The sequence below is a fragment of the Desulfovibrio sp. JC022 genome, assembly GCF_010470665.1.
Taxonomy (GTDB): Bacteria; Desulfobacterota; Desulfovibrionia; order Desulfovibrionales; family Desulfovibrionaceae; genus Maridesulfovibrio.
On the sequence record NZ_VOPZ01000003.1, the window covers coordinates 118,743 to 138,270 of the forward strand.

General features: G+C 45.6%; 17 protein-coding genes and 1 pseudogene. 15 read left to right on the forward strand and 3 right to left on the reverse strand.

Going from position 1 to position 19,528, the window contains the following annotated elements; genetic code table 11:
* Positions 1–101 precede the first annotated feature (101 nt).
* The 6 genes and pseudogenes from FMS18_RS05765 (at position 102) to FMS18_RS05790 (ending at position 6,074) form a co-directional block, all read left to right on the forward strand.
* Positions 102–386, forward strand: a complete 285-nt coding sequence (locus tag FMS18_RS05765; RefSeq protein ID WP_163292799.1) for a transposase — start codon at positions 102–104, stop codon at positions 384–386.
* A gap of 101 nt (positions 387–487) precedes the next feature.
* Positions 488–943, forward strand: a complete 456-nt coding sequence (locus FMS18_RS05770) for an IS3 family transposase (RefSeq protein ID WP_163292800.1) — start codon at positions 488–490, stop codon at positions 941–943.
* 69 nt (positions 944–1,012) lie between these two features.
* Positions 1,013–1,952: pseudogene (locus FMS18_RS05775) on the forward strand (helix-turn-helix domain-containing protein).
* Between the two features lie 834 nt (positions 1,953–2,786).
* Positions 2,787–4,331 carry a PfkB family carbohydrate kinase gene (locus tag FMS18_RS05780; RefSeq protein WP_239060953.1) on the forward strand — a complete coding sequence of 515 codons (1,545 nt, stop codon included), beginning with the start codon at positions 2,787–2,789 and terminating at the stop codon, positions 4,329–4,331.
* Entirely contained in the window at positions 4,331–5,152 is an 822-nt protein-coding gene (locus FMS18_RS05785) for a transketolase (RefSeq protein WP_368854151.1), read from the forward strand. Before FMS18_RS05780 ends, FMS18_RS05785 begins: the two co-directional genes overlap by 1 nt.
* On the forward strand, positions 5,145–6,074 hold the full coding sequence (locus FMS18_RS05790) for a transketolase family protein (RefSeq protein WP_163292802.1): 930 nt from the start codon (positions 5,145–5,147) through the stop codon (positions 6,072–6,074). Before FMS18_RS05785 ends, FMS18_RS05790 begins: the two co-directional genes overlap by 8 nt.
* A gap of 67 nt (positions 6,075–6,141) precedes the next feature.
* Here the strand turns inward: FMS18_RS05790 and FMS18_RS05795 are convergent, their stop codons facing one another.
* Positions 6,142–7,713, reverse strand: coding sequence for a hypothetical protein (locus FMS18_RS05795; RefSeq protein WP_163292803.1), 1,572 nt, complete (start codon positions 7,711–7,713; stop codon positions 6,142–6,144).
* Positions 7,714–8,110: 397 nt separating this feature from the next.
* On the opposite strand from FMS18_RS05795, the gene FMS18_RS05800 reads away from it, so the two are divergent.
* Genes FMS18_RS05800 through FMS18_RS05840 form a run of 9 tightly spaced genes read left to right on the forward strand, consistent with a single transcriptional unit; the run spans position 8,111 to position 16,571 of the window.
* Entirely contained in the window at positions 8,111–8,950 is an 840-nt protein-coding gene (locus tag FMS18_RS05800) for an N-acetylneuraminate synthase family protein (RefSeq protein WP_163292804.1), read from the forward strand.
* Between the two features lie 8 nt (positions 8,951–8,958).
* Complete coding sequence (locus FMS18_RS05805; RefSeq protein WP_163292805.1) at positions 8,959–9,756, forward strand: radical SAM/SPASM domain-containing protein; 798 nt, start codon at positions 8,959–8,961, stop codon at positions 9,754–9,756.
* Positions 9,753–10,493: an acylneuraminate cytidylyltransferase family protein gene (locus FMS18_RS05810; RefSeq protein ID WP_163292806.1), complete on the forward strand. Its 741-nt coding sequence runs from the start codon at positions 9,753–9,755 to the stop codon at positions 10,491–10,493. Before FMS18_RS05805 ends, FMS18_RS05810 begins: the two co-directional genes overlap by 4 nt.
* 13 nt (positions 10,494–10,506) lie before the next feature.
* Positions 10,507–11,490, forward strand: coding sequence for an aminotransferase class IV (locus tag FMS18_RS05815; protein ID WP_163292807.1), 984 nt, complete (start codon positions 10,507–10,509; stop codon positions 11,488–11,490).
* A gap of 56 nt (positions 11,491–11,546) precedes the next feature.
* Entirely contained in the window at positions 11,547–12,113 is a 567-nt protein-coding gene (locus tag FMS18_RS05820; RefSeq protein WP_368854150.1) for an SIS domain-containing protein, read from the forward strand.
* A complete protein-coding gene (locus FMS18_RS05825) occupies positions 12,103–13,149 on the forward strand; it encodes a radical SAM protein (RefSeq protein ID WP_163292809.1) in 1,047 nt (348 codons plus the stop codon). Before FMS18_RS05820 ends, FMS18_RS05825 begins: the two co-directional genes overlap by 11 nt.
* A gap of 24 nt (positions 13,150–13,173) precedes the next feature.
* Positions 13,174–14,289: a radical SAM protein gene (locus FMS18_RS05830; protein WP_163292810.1), complete on the forward strand. Its 1,116-nt coding sequence runs from the start codon at positions 13,174–13,176 to the stop codon at positions 14,287–14,289.
* A 31-nt stretch (positions 14,290–14,320) separates the two neighbouring features.
* Positions 14,321–15,382, forward strand: a complete 1,062-nt coding sequence (locus FMS18_RS05835) for a DegT/DnrJ/EryC1/StrS aminotransferase family protein (RefSeq protein ID WP_163292811.1) — start codon at positions 14,321–14,323, stop codon at positions 15,380–15,382.
* Between the two features lie 34 nt (positions 15,383–15,416).
* Positions 15,417–16,571 carry a bifunctional 2-polyprenyl-6-hydroxyphenol methylase/3-demethylubiquinol 3-O-methyltransferase UbiG gene (locus FMS18_RS05840; RefSeq protein WP_163292812.1) on the forward strand — a complete coding sequence of 385 codons (1,155 nt, stop codon included), beginning with the start codon at positions 15,417–15,419 and terminating at the stop codon, positions 16,569–16,571.
* On the opposite strand, the gene FMS18_RS05845 is transcribed toward FMS18_RS05840, so the two are convergent.
* On the reverse strand, positions 16,558–18,837 hold the full coding sequence (locus FMS18_RS05845; RefSeq protein WP_163292813.1) for a polysaccharide pyruvyl transferase family protein: 2,280 nt from the start codon (positions 18,835–18,837) through the stop codon (positions 16,558–16,560). The two genes, FMS18_RS05840 and FMS18_RS05845, sit on opposite strands and share 14 nt — an antisense overlap.
* Positions 18,834–19,523 (reverse strand): bifunctional 2-polyprenyl-6-hydroxyphenol methylase/3-demethylubiquinol 3-O-methyltransferase UbiG, encoded by a 690-nt coding sequence (locus FMS18_RS05850; RefSeq protein ID WP_203544543.1) that lies wholly within the window; start codon positions 19,521–19,523, stop codon positions 18,834–18,836. The genes FMS18_RS05845 and FMS18_RS05850 overlap by 4 nt, the downstream gene beginning before the upstream one ends.
* Positions 19,524–19,528 lie beyond the last annotated feature (5 nt).

Consider the following 19,528-nt stretch of genomic DNA (forward strand, 5'->3'; position numbering starts at 1 on the left):
CTTTGTCCCGTCCTGAAAATTTATTTATCCAAAGACCTGAAGTGCCCTATCGATGACGGACAGTCTCTGAGAGGTTAAGGTCAGCTCATGGAGAGACAGTCATGAGTAACCGAAAGTATTCAGAAGAATTTAAGAAGTCCGCCGTTAAGCTCGTCACCGAGTTGGGCTATTCATACAACGAAGCTGCGGATCAGCTTGGCTGTAGTTCGTGGTCAATTCGGCAATGGACTAAAAAGTATGGCAAAATTAAAGATGTGCCGCCGGAATTTGAGCATATCCCTGCTGCTGATGAGATGAAAAAGATTCGGGAAGAAAATGCCCGCCTCCGCATGGAGAATGAAATTTTAAAAAAGGCAGCGGCGTACTTTGCCAAGGAGTCCCTATAAGGTACGCGTGGATCGCTAAATAAGAAGGACTCTATCCGATTGCTTCATTGTGCCGCGTTTTATCTGTCAGTAGAAGTGGTTACTATGACTGGCAAAAACGCTTGCCAAGCGAACAGCAGAAACGGCGGGATAAAATCCGTCAAGCGGCCAGCGCATCTTACCGAGAAAGTGACGGAGTGTACGGATACCGGAAGGTGCATGAAGACGTAATCGAAACTGTCGGTTTTTACTGTTGTCCAGAAACCGTAAGGCGTGTCCTCGCCGCAAAAGGGATGAAATCTCAAACGGTGCGTAGGCATCGTTATACGAAAACGCATCGGGATGAGCACTATGCACCGAACCTGTTGTCGCGGGAGTTCACTGCCAATGCTCCAAACGAAAAATGGGTTCCGGATATTACATACATCCCTACGGGCGAAGGATGGCTCTACCTGGTAATCGTGCAGGATATTTTATCTACCTTGGAATTTTCTACAATAGAAAACGTAGGAATGCCGGGATCGGCTATGTTTCACCTGACCAATTTGAGCAGGACTATTACCGTAAACAACACCTAGTACAATATAAAATTTAAATCTTCGCATTATATAATTGTGTGTTAAGGTCTCCTCAACAAAGGAGGAGTGATGGCATCGCGTTACCGAGTGACTTTGACGGCAGAGGAGCGAAAAGAACTTGAGGCAATTTCATCAAAAGGGAAAAGGGCTGCACAAACGTTGCTCTATGCACGAGCATTACTGCTTCTTGACGCTAGTGAACACGGTCTTAAAAGGCTCGTATCCAAGGTTGCTGAAGCGTTAGGCGTTACCACTCGAAGCCTTGAACACTTAAAAAGAAGGTTTGTCGAAGAAGGCTTTGCTGCCGCTATTGAACACAAAAAACGTGTCAAACCTCCTCGGGAAATTAAATTTGGCGGAGAGTTTGAGGCGAAGTTCTTGGCGCTGGCATGTTCTCCTGCCCCAGAGGGCTGAAAACGTTGGACGGTAAGGCTACTGGCTGAAAAAATGATTGAACTAGAAATCGTTCCTACAGTCTCCCCTATGACCGTGTATAATACTTTAAAAAACTTAACTTAAGCCTCACCTGAGCAAGTATTGGAAAATCCCACCAAATCAAAACGCAAGTTTTGTAGCGTCCATGGAAGATATTCTTGAAGTATATGCACGTCCATATGATGCAAAGCGTCCGGTTGTCTGCATGGATGAATCAAGCATTCAGTTAATTGGCGAGGTGCGCACGCCTATTCCCGCAGCTCCTGGACAACCTCAACACGCACAATACGGCTTCGTTATACGCGACATTTTCAGCAGAAGAGGCCAGCAAACTCTCCCAACGTCTTGAAATACATCATACTCCCAAACACGGAAGCAGGTTAAATATTGCAGAAATAGAACTCAGTGTTTTGAAACGGCAATGCCTTGCTGGTCAAATCGATTGTATTGAAAAGATGCGTACTCAGGTGGCAGCATGGAGTGCTGATAGAAATAACCGCTAACCCAAGTGGACTGGCGGTTCAAGACGAAGGATGCGCGTATCAAATTGAAGCGTTTATATCCGAAACTTTAACCTGTACTATGTACTAGTTTTCTCCAAGCAGAATTGAAACATTGAGTATAGTCATCTTCTTGATTAACGATCTGACATGGCGGTCAAATTTATGTGTATACCACGCGTCGTGGCTTAGCTATGGAGAGCTTGATACGTCTGACACAACCATACTTCCGGGATTGAACACGAGGCACATCGGCAACGGTCCAAATCGGTTTGATATCGATGGGGACGGTGCGCAGCCAATGCTCTTTTCTTTTTTTGAGGATTACATGGCGGTGCTTGCAGCAGGGACATTTTACAAGCTTTGTTTTGGCTTCACATAAATCAGTACGTTAACGACAATAAAATTTTACCGAACAGAGTCATAGCCGGGCAGAATCAAGGTGTGGTAGATGAAACTTGTGGATATGGCTATTCTTCCTTTTCAGCGTTCATTGGTGTGGATATTGAGCGGACGCTATGGCCTTTCATTTTGTCAAGAGTTCTCTTGAGTCGAATGAATCTTATTTGGTTTAAAAAGAGCAAAAATGCTAACGTTCACAAAGTATTTGTCAAACTTGTCCAGATCAATAATAGTGGATCAATTATTGGCCATATTTGACTTGGGGGTGGAGTTCTTTGGGGGCTATTGACAAATCTGTTGCTGTGGTTGTTGAATTGTATTTCCATTTGTATAAAAATAAGTAAAGGCCTTGGTGTTATTGACCTGTTGTTTTGGGTACATTGTCCAGAACAAAATCTGGCACGGCTTTGGGCTATTGGGATGGGGTAGAAAACGATAAAATTGAACGAAGACAGGTAGGGACCCATTCTTAAGTGAGGACGGTATTTGAAATTAATCAGACAACAATGGAATTTATAGATATGGTCGCTATTGACAGCAAGATTAAAACTATCGCTGAATTATCAGAAATATCAGTTCAGCTGAAAAAGGAAGGCAAAAGCGTAGTACTTTGCCATGGTGTATTCGATCTCTTGCACATTGGTCATATCCGTTATCTTAATCAGGCTCGGGAGTATGCTGATGTGCTCATGGTTACGCTGACTCCCGACCAGTATGTCGACAAGGGGCCAGATCGTCCGGCTTTCCCTGATTCTTTGCGAGCAGAGGCTCTGGCTTCCCTAATGGAAACCGACTATGTGGCTATTAATGAATGGCCCACTGCGGAAGAAACTCTGTGGAGCATACGCCCCGATGTTTATGCCAAGGGTGATGAGTTCAAGGATATTGATGATGACCCAGAAGAGAAAATTGGCATGGAGGCCAAAGTCGTTAAGGCCATCGGTGCGAAGCTAATTTTTACTTCTGATATCGTGTTCAGTTCTTCCAACCTTATTAACCGTTATTTGAGTCGGAACAGCGAGGAGCTTGATGAATATCTTAAAATGTTCCGCAAACGTTATGCCTTGTATGATGTCCTAGAGTCACTGGACCGCATAGAGGAGTTGAAGGTTCTCATTTTGGGAGATACCATTATTGATGAGTACCAGATTGCATCCACTTTGGGTAAATCCTCAAAAGATCCGATTCTCGCGCTTAAGTATCAGTCCCGTGAGCTTTATGCCGGGGGGGCTTTGGTTGTTGCCAATCACGTGGCCAATTTTGCCGGAGAAGTCACATTGCTTTCCATGCTGGGAGCGGAAGACAGTCATGAGGGATTCATTCGTGAAAAATTGAATCCTAAAATTATCCCTTATTTTTTTACTCGCCCCAAAGCTCCGACAACACTCAAACGTCGCTATATTGATTCCTATTCCTTAAGTAAGGTGATGGAGTTATATATTATGAACGACGAGCCACTTCCAAAGTTGCTGGAAAAAGAAATATGCAACCAGATTGACAGCCTTGTTTCGGGATACGACCTCGTTCTGGTTGCCGATTTCGGGCATGGTTTTATAACTCCGTCCATTGTCGATATTCTTGTTAAGAAATCACCTTATCTTGCTGTAAATACTCAGGCCAATGCCGGAAACCGCGGATTCAATACTATAGGTAAATTTCCGCGTCTGGATTTTTTTTCTCTGGCCGAACATGAGTTGCGTCTTGAAACCCGTGACCAGACCAATGAACTGCGTCCTTTGCTGATGGAAACAGGCGATAAGCTTGGAGCAAAAATTAGTATGGTGACTCAGGGTAGTAGGGGGTGTTCGTTGTACAACCCCAAAAGCGAATTCGTGAAGATTCCATCTTTTAATTCAAATGTTGTGGACCGTGTCGGAGCCGGTGACGCATTGTTTTCCATTGCAGCTCTTGCCGGGTGCATGGGATTGCATGAAGAACTGGTGGGCTTTTTGGGAAATATTGCCGGTTCCCTTGCAGTCAGTATTATGGGTAATGATCGTGCTGTCAGTAAGGAAAGTATGCGCAAGTACATAATTGCGAGTATGAAATAATAAGGAGAACTTCTTTGGATCAACGCTCAAAAGAACTTAGAAAAAAAATAGTTGATGTTCTTTACCATGCCGGGCGCGGTCATATCGGCCCATCAATGTCTTTGGTGGAAATTTTAAGGGTGCTCTATGATTCTGTTTTGGAATTTGATTCTTCGGTTATCGATTACGCTCAGCGTGACCGCTTTATTTTAAGCAAGGGGCATGGGTGTCTAGCACTGTATGTGTTGTTACAGGAAAACGGCTTTATCACTAACGATGAGTTGTTCAGCTTTTGTGCTTACGACGGGCTTGTTGGCGGACATCCCACCGCTAAAATTCCCGGAGTGGAGTTTGCCACAGGCAGTCTGGGACATGGACTTTCTCTTGCTGTCGGCATTGTTGCGGCTTTGAGAATAGATGGTTCGAAAAGCAGGGTGATTGTCGTGCTCGGGGACGGTGAGTGTGGTGAAGGTAGTGTCTGGGAAGCGGCAATGAGTGCTTCTAGGCAGAAGCTTGGCGCATTGACCGTGGTTGTAGACTATAACAAATTGCAGTCCTACGGCTGTACCGAAAAGATTTCAGGATTGGAACCGTTGGCGGAAAAATGGCGCAGCTTCGGATTCTCCACACAGGAAGTGGACGGTCATGATGTGAATGCTTTGGAAAATGTTTTCCGGGAACTGCCATTTGAAACGGACAAGCCTTCAGCAATTATCTGCCATACGGTGAAAGGCAAAGGAATTCCTTTTGCCGAGAACAATCCTCTATGGCACCACAAGACCAAGATGTCTAATGAGGATTATGCACTTATGATCAAAAGTATTGAGGAATACGATGCGTAAAGCTTGCCTTGAACAGATTTATCTTCTTGCAAAGAAAGATAAAAGGGTTGTCTTTGTTGGTTCGGATCTCGGTGCGGGAACCCTTGAGCATTTTCAAGAAGAGATGCCTGAGCGGTTTTTCATGGAGGGCATTGCTGAAGGGCATGTAGTCGGCATGGCTTGCGGTCTAGCCAGAGAAGGAAAGGTGGTTTATGTAAATACTATCCAGAGTTTTTTGACTCGGCGCTGTTATGAGCAGCTGGTGCTGGATGCCTGCCTGCACAATTTGAATGTGCGTTTTATAGGCAATGGCGGAGGGCTTGTTTATGCTCCCCTCGGCCCCACCCACTGGGCCACAGAGGATATTTCCATACTCCGGGTCATACCCAATATGACAGTGCTGGCTCCTGCCGATGCAAAAGAAATGGAACGGCTTATGCCGCATACACTTGAACATCAGGGCCCTCTTTTTATTAGGCTTGCCAAGGGGTACGACCCCATTGTGACCGAAGAAACGAGTTTTGAAATAGGAAAGGCCTATCAATACCGGGAAGGAAACGACGTTCTGATTCTGGGTTGTGGAGTTGCTCTCGGAGTCATAAAAGAAGCCGGAAAGCTACTTGCTGAAAATGGTATAGAATCTTCCATCCTGCATCTGCCTACGGTTAAACCTTTGGACAGCGAGGCAATAATAGGCAAAGCGCGAAAAGCGTCCTGCGTGATCACTGTGGAGGAACACAGTGTGCTTGGAGGGCTTGGAGGGGCTGTGGCTGAAATACTGGTTGAAGCCTGCCTGCCCAATCCTTTGCGCATGAAGCGTGTTGGATTGGCAGATTCATTCAGCGAGAATTATGGAACACAATTGCAGCACATGAACCAGAATGGTTTGACTGCAGAGAACATCTTAATTGAAGCTCGGAAGCTTTTGGATATGGGGCACTAAGCACTCTGGAGTAAATAACTTAAGTTGCACAGGGCGGTCTTTTTATAAGGGCAGCCTTTTGTTGTTTTTATACTCCGGCAATACTTTTGAGTGTTTTTTCCAGCAGGGTTGTGTCTTTTGATATATAGTGCGGCGCGGGCGGTTGATGGGGATATTTGTCTATCCCTTTTTGGATGCTTTCAATAATTTGTTCCGGTGTGTTTGCATAGGTTACGTTTTTCAGTTCGGTTTCTTCCTTGAGCAGCTTATGCCAGTCGGAATCCGGTCCGGTTATGGATGTAACCTTAAGATTGTGAAGGTAAATAGCCTCATATGCTGTTGATGAGGCATGTAAAACGCAGTGTTTGCACATGGAAAGGACGTCGTGAAGATTCATTGAAGAGCTTAGATCTATGGTGTAGTGCGCTCCGATGCGGTCTAATTTGTATGTCAGATATTTTTCTTTTGGATCTTCATCCATGGGGTGTCTTCGGAAAATCCATATCCAGTCTTTAGGTGCTTTTTTTATTGCTTTAAGTAGATTTTTGAAGGCCTCCTGACTTTCAAAAGTAAGTGCTACGGCAATGGCTGTTTTGTTGCCGATACTTGTTTTTAGCTGTTGAATATTGCTTTGGTCGCCGGAGATTTCTTCGTTAGACCACGCTGTATATGCGGGGCTGCCCGCAGTTATAGCTTTGTGGTTATCTTGATTAGCAAAATATTTGTTCAGGTTTTGAGTTGGTTTTTCTCCCCATGTTAAAAAATATTCAGGAATCAATTTAAAACCTTCGCTGGGAATTTTCGGGAAATGATATGGCTGATGGGGCCAGTTTTGCAATCCATGCTGGTAGTCTGCGTACGGGATATCCTTTGCTCTGCAAACAAGGCTGAATGCCATGTGTATGGTGTTGAAATAATAACACTCTGTTACGATCATTTTTGGAGAAGCTAAATCTATGAGCTTGTTTACGGCAGGTATGTAAGAAAATACAGAATAAAATTCGTTGAGAACATAATAGATACTGATCGGAGGAAGTCCGCATGCAATACATCTGGTTACGTATTTATCGTACCCTTTCTGGGTTATGTCGATGGGGGCAATATGTATATGTTTTGTGTTGTTTATGCTGATATCGCGAAACGGATAAAGGAGTTTCTCCTCACTCCATTGCGAATGGGATAATTTTAGTGGGGTTAATCCTGCCCTCAGGGCTGCCTCATATACGGGATCAAGGTATGGGTCGTATTTTAGGGAATTGTATTTCTGAGAATGCAGATTGGGATGTGTTAAAATAATACAGTTGTTTTTTGCGTTTAGCGTCTCGGTTTCTGATACGTGGAGTTCTTTGATGTGAATATCTATAGGATTATTACTTTTGAAATTGTTTAAAACATATTGATTCACATTGCTGTTGGCAAATGATTTAAGATAACATGACCGAAAAATGGGCCAAAGATTTAAGTTCAGAACCTGCTTTATATTTTTTGAAAAGAAATCGTATCCCAGTTGTCGGTCAATTGTTTCAGCTAAGAGGGAAGTCAGGTTATTGTCTAATTTTAGGGTGTCGATGATTTGCGGATTGTTTTTTTCGAAATGCAGAAGTTTTTCATTCATGTCCATGCGGGATATTGTGCAGGTGGTTTTCGTAGTGGGTGACATGAAGTCCTCGTTTGGCTGGTTTATAGTGTCGGGTGTCTCTTGTACTCGGCTATGCCCATGTTTGCGAATATATTGTCCGTTTAACGGCAAGGTCAAGATAATTTGATGATGTCCGCAAACATCCTTCATGCTTGACAATTCTGTTGTATGTGGGAAGATTGACGTAATTACTTAGCGTGTTGTTTTTTTGAAATATGTGTTTTTGGAACTAATTGCGGGGGACATTTAAAATGAAGCTGCCCCTAATGAAGGAACAAAACCAGACGATAAGGTTTTAGTTGGTTTTTTCGAATGTAGTTATTTTTTTTGCTTTGCCGGTCAGGATTGGGTTGCTAGTACACTTTTGTGGTGATGGTTTTCTCCGTTTCTGGAGAGGATGTTAACTTGGAGGATTTTTATGTCTATTTTTATTATTGCCGAGATTGGAATTAATCATAATGGCAATTTACAGATAGCCAAGGATCTCATTAAGGCGGCTAAAGATTGCGGCTGTGATGCGGTGAAATTTCAGAAAAGGGATATCGACATTGTTTATTCCCCGGAAGATCTGGCTGCTCCCCGCGAGTCTCCATGGGGCACCACACAGCGTGAACAGAAAGAGGGCCTTGAGTTCGGATTAGAGGAATATAAAGTTATAGATGAATATTGCAAAGCTCTTGATATTGAGTGGTTTGCTTCTGCCTGGGATTTGAATAGTCTTGAATTTTTAGATCAGTTTGAATGTAAATATGCCAAAATTGCATCAGCCATGCTTGTGGACCTGACTTTTGTAAAAGAACTTGCCAGGCGGGGCAGGCATACGTTTATTTCAACCGGGATGAGTTCAATGGAAGAAATAGGGGCTGTTGTAGATATTTTTCGTGATGCAGGGTGCCCTTTTGAACTTATGCATTGCGTGTCAACTTATCCTATGGATGAAAGCAATGCAAATTTGAGATGCATCAACACCCTGCGCGAAGTCTTTGGGTGCGATGTCGGTTATTCCGGGCATGAAGTTGGGCTTGCCATTTCATATGCTGCCGCAGCAATGGGCATTACTTCCCTTGAAAGGCACATAACTCTCAACCGCGCTATGTACGGTTCAGATCAGGCTGCTAGCGTTGAAATCAACGGCCTGCGTCAGCTTGTGGGGGCTGTGCGCAAAATTGAAAAAGCTCTGGGCGACGGACTCAAATGTGTTCTGCCGGAAGAAGAAGCCGTGGCCGGCAAACTGCGTATGCACATTAAGCAGGCTTAAGGATTACTATGTCTTTAAACGGTCTTGGAACTATCAACCTGGAGTTGACCAGTCGCTGCAATAAGAATTGTTGGATGTGCGGACGGAGAAAGGTGGACCGGGATTATCCGCAGCTGGCAATCGATTATGGTGATATGGATTTTGACCTGCTGAAGAAGATCGCCCCCCAGATTCCTGAGGGTATTGTTGTCCAGTTTCATCGTGACGGGGAAGCCCTGCTCTATCCTCATTTTGGTTCAGCTGTTAAGCTTTTTCCGAAGAATCTCCGTAACATAGTTACGAACGGAAAACTCCTTGTTGAGAAAGCCGATGAAATAATCGGTAACCTGGAAACCCTCTCTGTATCGATTTTTGAGAATGATGAAGAGGCCGATGAGCAGTATGAAATTCTGGAAGAATTTTTAAAAATAAAAAAGGATATGAAACCGTTTGTGACCTTGCGTTTGATCGGCGATGTGGACAGTAGTCGTTACGATAGCCTCGGGCAGATGTATATCCGTCGCGTACTGCATTCCCCTATGGGTAGCTTTAATTATAAGAAGTGCCAGCCCACCATTCCAGAAGTCGGGGTTTGCTGGGATTTTTTGGGTCACCCGTGCATTAATCACAAGGGTGAATTTTCCATTTGTGTACGTTTTGACCCCCAGGGAGTCGGAGTGCTGGGCAATGTGAATGATATGACTCTGGATGAGTTGTGGAACGGCGAGCAGCGTATGAAGTGGAAGGCTCTTCATATTGCGGGAAGGCGTAATGAAGTGCCCCTGTGTTCCAAATGCGAATATTGGGGTTGCCCTACATCTTCATGAGTAAAAATATGGAAGTACTGGCCATAATTCCAGCTCGAAGTGGTTCTAAAGGGATTCCTGATAAAAACATCAAAGAACTTGCCGGGCATCCGTTGTTGGCGTGGAGTCTTGCTGCGGCTAGGCTCGCCAAGCGGATCAGTCATGTCGTTGTTTCCACTGATAGTCCGCTATATGCCGATATTGCAGGCGGTTATGGAGAGTATCCCCCCTTTCTTAGGCCTAAACATATCTCTGGCGATACTTCTTCGGATATTGACTATGTTCTGCATGCATTGGACTGGTTTATTGAGAATGGAGGTTGGAATCCTGAACTGGTTATATTGCTTAGACCAACCACACCTTTGAGGGATCCGCAGGATCTGGATGACGCCATAGATGCCTTCGCGCAAAGGCCGGACTGCACGTCACTTTGTACCGGATATGAGATTGCCGAATCGCCTGTAAAAAATTTTAAGCTTGAAGCGGGTGGCATTTTTTCCGGATTTATGGGGAATAAGTACCTTTCTCTGCGGCGTCAGGATTGTCCCAAGGCATATGCCTGGGATGGGGTTGCGGATGTTTTTCGGGTTAATTACCTGCGCAGGAATTCGGATTTATACGGTGACAGGCGTTTGGCCCATATTTGCACCCCAACCGATGAGATAGATACCAAAGAGCAGTTTGAACTTGTTGAATTCAAAGTGAGCCGTTATGGTTCCCCCCTTCTGCATCAACTTCAACTAATGGCCCAAGGATAGGAGATTTCGAATCATGACCCAAGCAAGCGGACGGAAGGTTTTTTGGAACGGTGAATTCATACCTGAATCAGAAGCGCGCGTTTCCATCTATGATTCCGCTTTAATGTTCGGTGATATGGTTTTTGAAATGACTCGTTCATTTGCAGGTGAGCAGTTTAAGCTGCGTGAGCATATTAAAAGGCTGTTGGCGGGCTTAAAGATCTTGCAGATTCCATTGGGTATGAATGTGGATGAGATCGAAAAAGCATGTCTGGAAACAATCGAGGTGAATAAGCCCTGTTTCAGGAAAGATGATGAACATCGTCTAATGATTGATGTCAGTCGGGGGGTGCTGGGATTATATGAAGGGGTCATTGATTTGGATCCTGGCCCGAATCTCATTATTGCCGATTTCCCTTTACGCTGGACAGTTGCGGCAATGGGACCGCTGTTTGATACGGGAATTAATGCCGTGGTGCCTTCGCAAAGGGCGATTCCGGCATCACTGCTTGATCCTAAAATAAAAAACAGGAGCCGGATACATTACCTCATGGCCAACATGCAGGCGGCCCAGATTCCGGGAAATAACAACTGGGCACTCCTGTTGGATACTGACGGTTTTGTGGCCGAAGGGACGGGAGATAATTTTTTCATTGTGAAGGAAGGAGAGATCATTACCCCTGAAGGGCGGAATGTCCTACGCGGTATCAGCAGGGAGTATGTGATGGAGACTCTTGCCCCGCAATTGAATATCCCGGTTCGTGAGGCAAACCTTGATCTTTATGATGTGTATCTCGCAGATGAAGCATTCATGACTGGAACTCCGTTTTGCGTACTGCCCGTAACCAGTCTCAACGGGAATCCTATCGGGTCCGGAGCTTCCGGGGAGATAACTCGAAAATTAATAGAGGCATGGAGTGGTAATGTCGGCGTTGACATTGAAATGCAGATTAAAAGCTGGCATGGCGAAATCCAGTCCGGTGCGCCGACTCCGTATAATTTTAAGCCATCTAAATGATGGGCGGCAGATATCGGTTTTTCTGAACTGGCTTTGGAAAAATGGAGGAAGTTAATGTGCAGTGGAGCAGCACAGTAAGTAATTTAAACAATTTATTGCTCAATATTGAAACGAGCGGGATTGTTGCGAATGATCCAGACTCTGCATTTGCTCGTTGGGTGGAATTGGGTGCAGAGGTGCAAAAAAATGACAGTACAATTTATCTTATCGGAAATGGTGCTTCAGCTTCCATGGCCTCCCACTTTGCGGCAGATCTTTCCAAAAATGCTATGGTTAGGACGCGGGTGTTCACCGATCTTTCCGAGTTGACCGCCATTGGCAACGACATAAGTTTTGATCAGATTTTTGCTGTTCCTCTACAGCGTTATGCCCGGCCCGGAGATATGCTGGTGGCCATTTCGTCATCAGGAAATTCTCCTAATGTAATAGCAGCCGCAAAGGTTGCTAGAAGGAGCCGGGTCAGCCTGATTACGCTGACAGGGTTCAAGGCGGATAACAAGCTAAGTGGCCTCGGTGATATCAATTTCTATGTTCCGTCCAATACTTATGGAGAGACCGAAACCTGTCATGCCGGCATCCTGCATCACTGGATGGATAAAATGGAGAACCTAAATGGCAGATAAATTTCGCATCGATTCCCATAAGTTGATGTTTCACCCCCGGCGTGTGACGGAGTGGCTTGACGGGAAGCCTGTCTCGCCTATTTATCTGGAGCTTTCTCCGACTGGGGCATGTAATCACAGATGCGTATTCTGCGGCATGGATTTTATGGGGCACAAGCCGAATTACCTTGAGCTTGAAGACATGAAACCGGTTTTGGCGGGCATGGGCAGGGTCGGAGTGAAATCCATAATGTACTGTGGTGAGGGTGAGCCATTCATGCATCGCCGGATGGTCGAACTCGCAGTGGAGACCAAAAAAGCAGGGATTGATGTTTCCCTTACAAGCAACGGGGTTTTGTTTACTCCGGATAAAGCAAGAGATGTCCTTTCTGTAGCCAGCTGGATCAAAATTTCATGCAATGCCGGAACAGCGGATACGTATGCACGGATTCATGGGACAGACCCGTCAGATTTCTATAAGTTTATGGATAACATTGCCGAAGCGGTGAAGATACGGGCCGAGCAGGGCAGCACTTGTACTATAGGTGTGCAAATGCTCCTGCTTTCAGAAAATATGGATGAGGCTGTAAAACTTGGCGTAGCGATGCGTGATTTCGGCGTGGATTACATGGTTATCAAACCGTATTCCGTCCACCGGCAAAGCACCAAGGATGTCTGTTTAGTTCCGGAATATGCGTGTCTGGCGGGGGTGGCTGCGGAACTTGATGAATTGAATACAACGGATTTTAAAATTATATTCCGCCATGAAGCCATGCGCCGAAAAGAATTTACAGCAAGCTATGATAAGTGCCTTGCTCTGCCTTTTTGGGGATATGTCGATTCCGGCGGAGATTTTTGGGGATGTCTCAGGCATATTGGTGAACAGGAATTTAATTATGGGAATATTTTTACAAGCAGCTTTGAAGAGTTGATTGCAAGTAGGCGACTACCGGATGATTTTTCAATCGAGGATTGTCATTTGAATTGCAGGATGGATTTATGCAATGAATATCTGTGGGAACTAAGGCATCCAGGTCCGCATGTTAACTTTATTTAGCGGTTTAAAATATCAGGAGAATTTATGTCAATCGGTCAGAATCTGATTTTAGACGGCACAAAGCTTGTCTGGCATATGGACAGAGTAAGGGCATGGCTCAACGGCGAAAGAATAGCCCCCCTGTACATTGAGTGTGCTATCACGACGAACTGTTCATACAATTGTACTTTTTGCTACGGCCAGTTGCAGCGCAAAGGCACAGGTGGTTTGTCGCGGGACGTTGTGATGAAGTTTCTCGACGACGCTGCTGAGATAGGAGTTAAGGCCATCGCATTGATCGGGGATGGGGAAAATACCTGCAATCCCTGCCTGAAAGAAGCCATTATCCATGGTAAATCAAAAGGGTTGGACATGGCTCTCGGCACTAATGGTTATTTGCTTAAAGATGAGGATTTGGAAGAGATTCTTCCCTGTCTTACTTATCTGCGATTCAATATCTCTGCCGGAACCCCAGAAGGATACAGTACGATTCATGGGGTAAGCGAAAAATGTTACCACAAAGTTCAGGGTACCATACGCAAGGCCGTGGAGACCAAAAAAAAGCTTAACCTTCCTGTGACCATCGGACTACAGATGGTTCTGCTGCCCGAATTCGGCAGTGAAATCATGCCCCTTGCCGAACTTGGCAGGGATGCCGGTGTGGATTATCTGGTCATCAAGCATTGTTCGGATGATGAGGAAGGTTCTCTTGGTGTTGACTATAAAGGTTATGCCCAGCTTGAAGATCTGCTCAAGCGGGCTCAGGCTCTGTCTACCCCGGATTATCTCGTGAAGCCCAAGTGGTCTAAGATTACAAGTGAAGGTAAGAGGACCTATAGTCATTGCTATGGTCCTGCGTTTGTTCTTCAGGTTTCTGGAGCGGGAATTGTAGCTCCCTGTGGAATGTTTTTTAACGACAAATATAAAAAATACCACATCGGCTCCCTCATGGAGCAGGGTTTCAAGGAAATGTGGGAGAGTGAGCGTTATTGGGAAGTACTTGATATGATCAAAGGGGACTGCTTTGACGCTCGTAAGGATTGTGGAACCCTTTGTCACCAGCATAAAGTCAACGAGATGCTTGATATGATAATGAACAATCCTGATGAAGATCTTCCCGAACCCGAAAGTCCGAAACCGGATCATATAAACTTTATCTAAAATGAAGATGATACCTTGGTGGAATGTAGAGTTGAGTGAAGATGCCGCTTCGGCAGTTGCAGAGGCGGTTAGGACACGTAGTGTCAGCATGGGGAAGATTACTTCAGTGCTGGAACTGCGTATTTCTGAACTACTTGATGTTCCGCATGTGATTGCCTGCGGAAGCGGGACCGAGGCTTTAACTCTTGCATTGCTTGAAGCAGGCGTTGGGCCGGGTGATGAAGTAGTTGTTCCTGACCGCACATGGATAGCCACAGCTCATGCTCCGTACCTACTGGGAGCTAGACCCGTGTTGGTGGATACCCTCCCCGGTGTTTCTTTGATGGACCCTGACGCTTTTGCTAAGGCTATTACCGTCAGGACAAAAGTAGTTATCCCCGTGGACCTCAATGGTCGCCTCTGTGATATGCCTGCCATTCGTAACATTGCGGACAAACACGGCATAAAAATAGTTAGCGATTCGACTCAGGCATTGTTCTGCTCTTATCCTGATGGAGGATATGCCGGGACCCGGAGTAGGAGCGGTTGTTTTTCAATGTCGGTTGCCAAGCTGATACCTGCCGGGCAGGGTGGTTTTGTGGTTACCGGGGATAATACTGTTGCCGACCGACTTCGGATGATGCGTGTGCATGGTACGCAGTCTGTACAGGATACCTGCTGGGAACTGCCTGGCGGGAATTTTAGGCTTACCGACCTCCATGCGGCAATTGCTCTTGTTCATTTTAATAAGAAGGATGAGTTGATCGCGGGTGTTCATTCGACATATGATTATTATGCCTCCCGGTTGGAGGATTCTGAAAGTCTTCGTTTGATCCGTTATGACGATGCCTCGGATGCTATTCCACTTTATCCTGAGGTTCTTTGTACGGACCAGAGTGGATTGTTGCATTTTCTTGCTGAGCGTAGAATAAGTGCCAGACCTGCATACGCTCCACTGCACAGTGCTGCTCATTTTGGGCAGCAGGACCGGAAATTTCCCTATGCTGATTTTTGGGGACAGGCTGTGATGCTTCCTGCCGGGCCAAGCAGGAACAAGGAGGAGCTTGGTGTTGTTGTAGATGCTTTGACCGCTTGGCAGCGTAATAAAATCTGAGTCCCATTTCGTTTAATTATACCAAGGGCAAGACATGAAAAAGAGTGACCGCGCTCAAGCTGAGTTTTATATCAAGAATCAGGTTTTGCCGGAAAGTCAGGATATTTCTGAGTTGGACTACCATTTTCAGCGCCGTGCCGCACTTTATTCCCACTTGGGTATTCCACCTCTTTTTCTGAAAGGTCGTTCTGTGCTGGAAATTGGGCCGGGGAATGGAGAGAATTCGCTTTTTACTCTTTCATGTATGCCAGGCGAATATGTTTTGGTTGAGCCAAATTCGGGTGGGCTTGAAAAAACAAAGCAGCTTCTTGAAAAATCCCGGTTCAGCGACTCTTCTGCAATTACGTATTTAAATTGTTTTTTGGATGACTATAGTCCCGACTCCGGATTTGATTTGGTTCTTTGTGAGGGGTTGATTCCGGGCCGGGCAAATCCTGAGAACTTGCTGCGTAAGGTTTTAGAATTGGTGAATCCTCAAGGCATAGCGGTTGTCACCTGTAGCGAACACCTTGCTTTTCTTTCAGATGCCGTGCGTAAAATTCTTGGGCTTGCGCTTGCTGAACCATCACTTTCTGTGCTGGAGCAGGCAAAGAATATCACTCCTTTTTTCGAGTCGCATTTTTCCAATTTACCCGGGATGTCGCGCAACGTGAAGGACTGGGCTTTGGATAATGTTTTCAATCATACTGAGGATATTAATTTCTCGATTCCCCGCGCCCTGGAAGCTGCCGGATCAGATGCTGATTTTTATAGCTCATCCCCTGTCTTTTTCTCGGATTGGCGCTGGTATAAGCAGATTACAGGTAAGGAGTTCGGATTTGGCAGCCATGCTGTAGATTTGTGGTCCCGGATAAGGCATTCCACGTTAAACCATACCTGCCAGTTCCCTCCGGCCGATCCGAATGTGGTCATGGCGTTAGTCGGATTGGCTGAACGTATTTTTGATTTATCCCGTGAACTGGCCTCAAATCGTGACTTAAATATTCTCCCTGAGGTGAGCGAAACTCTGCTTGAACTTGTTGGAAAATTAAGACTTGTGCCTGGGGATACAGCTTGGACTTGTGATGCCTTGCTCGATGCTGGGCGGGCTGTATCTCAGGTCCGACACAAAGGGATTGCGGCAGATTGCGGCAGGTTTGCCGCCCTTTTTGGAAAAGGGCAGCAACATCTAAGTCTTATGAAGAGATAACGTTTCTGATCTTTTTGGTAAGCTTCAGTATTTCCTGCATATCATTTTGACGTATGCCGTGGTCTAGTGCGTCCAAGGCGGCATTGTCCGCAGCGTCACATGCTTCTTCTACCAGATATTCCAGTTTGGGGGACATGTTTTTCAAAAGCTGTGGGTCGGTGATTTTTTCTTTCTTTACCAAAGGCATTTTAAGAGCCTTTTTTAGGAAACCCATAGACTTTTCACGTTCAACTTTCAGCCTACTGTCGCAGGTTTCATAATCAATGGGCATATCCAGCCATTCTTCATTGATATCCTCCAGCAGACCGCAGATACGGTTTTTTACGCCCAACTGTTTGAGCAGACTAGGGATGCGTGCCGGGGCATCCATGTAGTCGGGCGGCATCAGGCTTAAGAACGGCTTATGGAATATCAGTGAAAAAATGGTGAAATGATAGGAGTCGGTGATTACGTATGCAGCGTTCTTAACTAGATTGAGCAGTGTGCCTACAGAACGGGTCTGTCCGAATTCGTCAGTTATGCCGTTAACTATTTCATACTTACTGTCAAAAAGGTGGTCAAGTATCCCGTTGTCAACAGCCGCAGAGTTGTTACGGTGGTAATTTACGACCAGGATATATTTGTCCGGTGGCAGCTTGATGCGGCAGTCTTGATTTATGATCGCTTCGTATGTGTCCGCTTCATGCAGCAGGGTTGGGTCAAGTACGTGGGTTGCTTCCACCCCGAAATCCCTACAGATGTTAAGCCCGGAATCTTCCCGTACGGAAATGGCGTCAAAACGGTGCAGCAGTTTTTGGGCTGCGTCCTTGTCAAGACTGCCTTCATAGGTTTCCGCTCCGAAACTTGAGGCATAGCAGGCTAAGGATTTTTCATCCCCCCATGCCCAGTCAAGCATATTAGCGGAGACATCATCCATGCGCATTTTCCACCAAAGCACATCACTGCCGACAAGAATTCTTTTCATTCGGTAGTTTATCTGCTGCAAATCACGTCTTGTCGGGCAGTAAGGGGTCAGGTTCAGCCAGTTGTGCCTGAAGGCCGCGAGGACTGGATCTTTTGGGGGTTTTACATTGAAAAAGTTGATTACCTCCGCCTGGTAGCCTAGATCATTCACCGCTTTGAACAGAGCGTATGTATGCAGAAGTGTGCCTACATTGTCCCCACGGGTCAGTCCGAAAATTCCAACATGAAACATATGTTTTTCCAACCAGTTGTTTAAATTGTTTTTGTTGCGATATGCCTGAAACAGGGCCGGGCGTTCCGCTGAGGCTGCTGCCGGGGACGACAACGGACGGTTGTACGCCCTTGCTTCCTCAATGGAGTATCTATGGAGGGTAGCCATTTTTTCCATAAAGGGGAGTAGATCCGAGCCCTTTGGGCTATTCAGTAATATGAGGCTGGTGCCGCAGTCATTGCGAACTTCTTTGTTGTGATGGTCAAAATCTCCCAAAGTGATGTCGGCACAGCGGCGTATGTCGGTAAATTTACATTGGGAGCATGATTTGCGGCTGAGTCCGTCTTTTAGATAAGCGCGGTAAAAGGGATTATCCCACGCGTTCTGTTCACTCAGAGGTTTGCCTTGTTTATCCTGGAGGGAAAAATTGTAATAGGAGTCTTTCCATGGAAATTTTTTATCTCTGAAGGAAACTTTCGCTATGTTTTCATTTTCCAAATCCTTGATATATCGTTTGAAGAAACCGGGCGAGGCAACTCCTTTGCACAGGATTTCCACCGTAAGAAAATTGGGGTCATCGGTATTTAAGAAATTGTTCAGCCCAGCAACCTGACACGGGGTGCCGGAAAACAGAATTTTTTTCCCGCTTTGTAGGAGATCTTTAATTTTACTGAAAATATTTCCTGTATCGCTCTGGACATATTTGGAGAAGCGAAGGGCGGACAATTGTTTCTGATTTTTCGCCAATTCATGGCGGACACTGAAGCTTTCATCTATTGCCGCGCCTGCCACATATCCGTTCCTGACGAAAATGTGTTCTGCCAGTATGGGGAAAATACCGCCACTGGAGCTTTTTTTCACTTGTGCAGGGTCTTTTGCCCAGCCGGCGAAGCAATAAAGGGGGGCGGCATGAAAAACGGTTCCTTTAATGGGGCAGCATGAATCGCATTCCCCGCACTGGGTGCATTGGTTATGATTGATGTAAGGAGTTGCGAATCCTTCACGATCTGGGATCATCGTAATGGCTTGTTCAGGACATATATTCATGCACGCAGAGCAGCCTGTGCAGTGGATGCTTTCAGTGTCGATCATCTCAAAGCCTTATCTCTTTTTCCGAATCCTGCGGCCATGATGTAATGGCACATGGGGAAGAAACCTGTGTGAAATGTTTCGTCATTCATCCCGAAAATAACCGTGTTTTCAAAGTATTTCGAAATCAGGCCATAGAGTCGTTGTGGTGTGTAAAGGTTGATGTGGGCCATCTGACTTTCCGGTGAAGCATATTCACTTGCAGACTCATTGGGAGTACCGATAATGCACATTCCGTTGGGGGTGAGGTTCTTGACAATAGTTTCAAGGAATTCGTCTTCCATTTTGGTTTCAAAATGTTCGATAACGTCAAGACTTACTGCCGCTCGGAAAGTTCCGAATTTTTGCCCCAGAAAGTCAGCGCATTTGAAATTGATGGGGAATCCCATCCTGTTGGCGCAATTTATGGCGTTCTGATCGCTGTCAATCCCGGTCAGAGAGTCGCAGTAGCTGGCCATGACAGCACTTCCAACCCCTTCACCGCAACCGAGTTCAAGAACATCGCACTTATCCAGCGGCAGCATCCTGCCTGCGGATTTATATCTGGCGAGCATAAAACCTACGTGCTTGGGATCATGGAAAAAGTCTGCGGAAAGGCTTGCCCCAAGTGTAATGTTTTCCCGTTTTTGATCACGTTCTTCAACGAAATTTTTTACCGAGTTCCAATTTTTGATGGAGGTGTCTTTCATCATCG

Excerpts from the sequence above, each read along its gene's own strand:
- FMS18_RS05840 (WP_163292812.1), top strand. The coding sequence starts at position 15,417 with ATGAAAAAGAGTGACCGCGCTCAAGCTGAGTTTTATATCAAGAATCAG.
- FMS18_RS05790 (WP_163292802.1), top strand. The coding sequence starts at position 5,145 with ATGCGTAAAGCTTGCCTTGAACAGATTTATCTTCTTGCAAAGAAAGAT.
- FMS18_RS05805 (WP_163292805.1), top strand. The coding sequence starts at position 8,959 with ATGTCTTTAAACGGTCTTGGAACTATCAACCTGGAGTTGACCAGTCGC.
- FMS18_RS05815 (WP_163292807.1), top strand. The coding sequence starts at position 10,507 with ATGACCCAAGCAAGCGGACGGAAGGTTTTTTGGAACGGTGAATTCATA.
- FMS18_RS05810 (WP_163292806.1), top strand. The coding sequence starts at position 9,753 with ATGAGTAAAAATATGGAAGTACTGGCCATAATTCCAGCTCGAAGTGGT.
- FMS18_RS05830 (WP_163292810.1), top strand. The coding sequence starts at position 13,174 with ATGTCAATCGGTCAGAATCTGATTTTAGACGGCACAAAGCTTGTCTGG.
- FMS18_RS05800 (WP_163292804.1), top strand. The coding sequence starts at position 8,111 with ATGTCTATTTTTATTATTGCCGAGATTGGAATTAATCATAATGGCAAT.
- FMS18_RS05850 (WP_203544543.1), bottom strand. The coding sequence starts at position 19,523 with ATGAAAGACACCTCCATCAAAAATTGGAACTCGGTAAAAAATTTCGTT.
- FMS18_RS05845 (WP_163292813.1), bottom strand. The coding sequence starts at position 18,837 with ATGATCGACACTGAAAGCATCCACTGCACAGGCTGCTCTGCGTGCATG.
- FMS18_RS05765 (WP_163292799.1), top strand. The coding sequence starts at position 102 with ATGAGTAACCGAAAGTATTCAGAAGAATTTAAGAAGTCCGCCGTTAAG.
- FMS18_RS05825 (WP_163292809.1), top strand. The coding sequence starts at position 12,103 with ATGGCAGATAAATTTCGCATCGATTCCCATAAGTTGATGTTTCACCCC.
- FMS18_RS05795 (WP_163292803.1), bottom strand. The coding sequence starts at position 7,713 with ATGTCACCCACTACGAAAACCACCTGCACAATATCCCGCATGGACATG.
- FMS18_RS05780 (WP_239060953.1), top strand. The coding sequence starts at position 2,787 with ATGGAATTTATAGATATGGTCGCTATTGACAGCAAGATTAAAACTATC.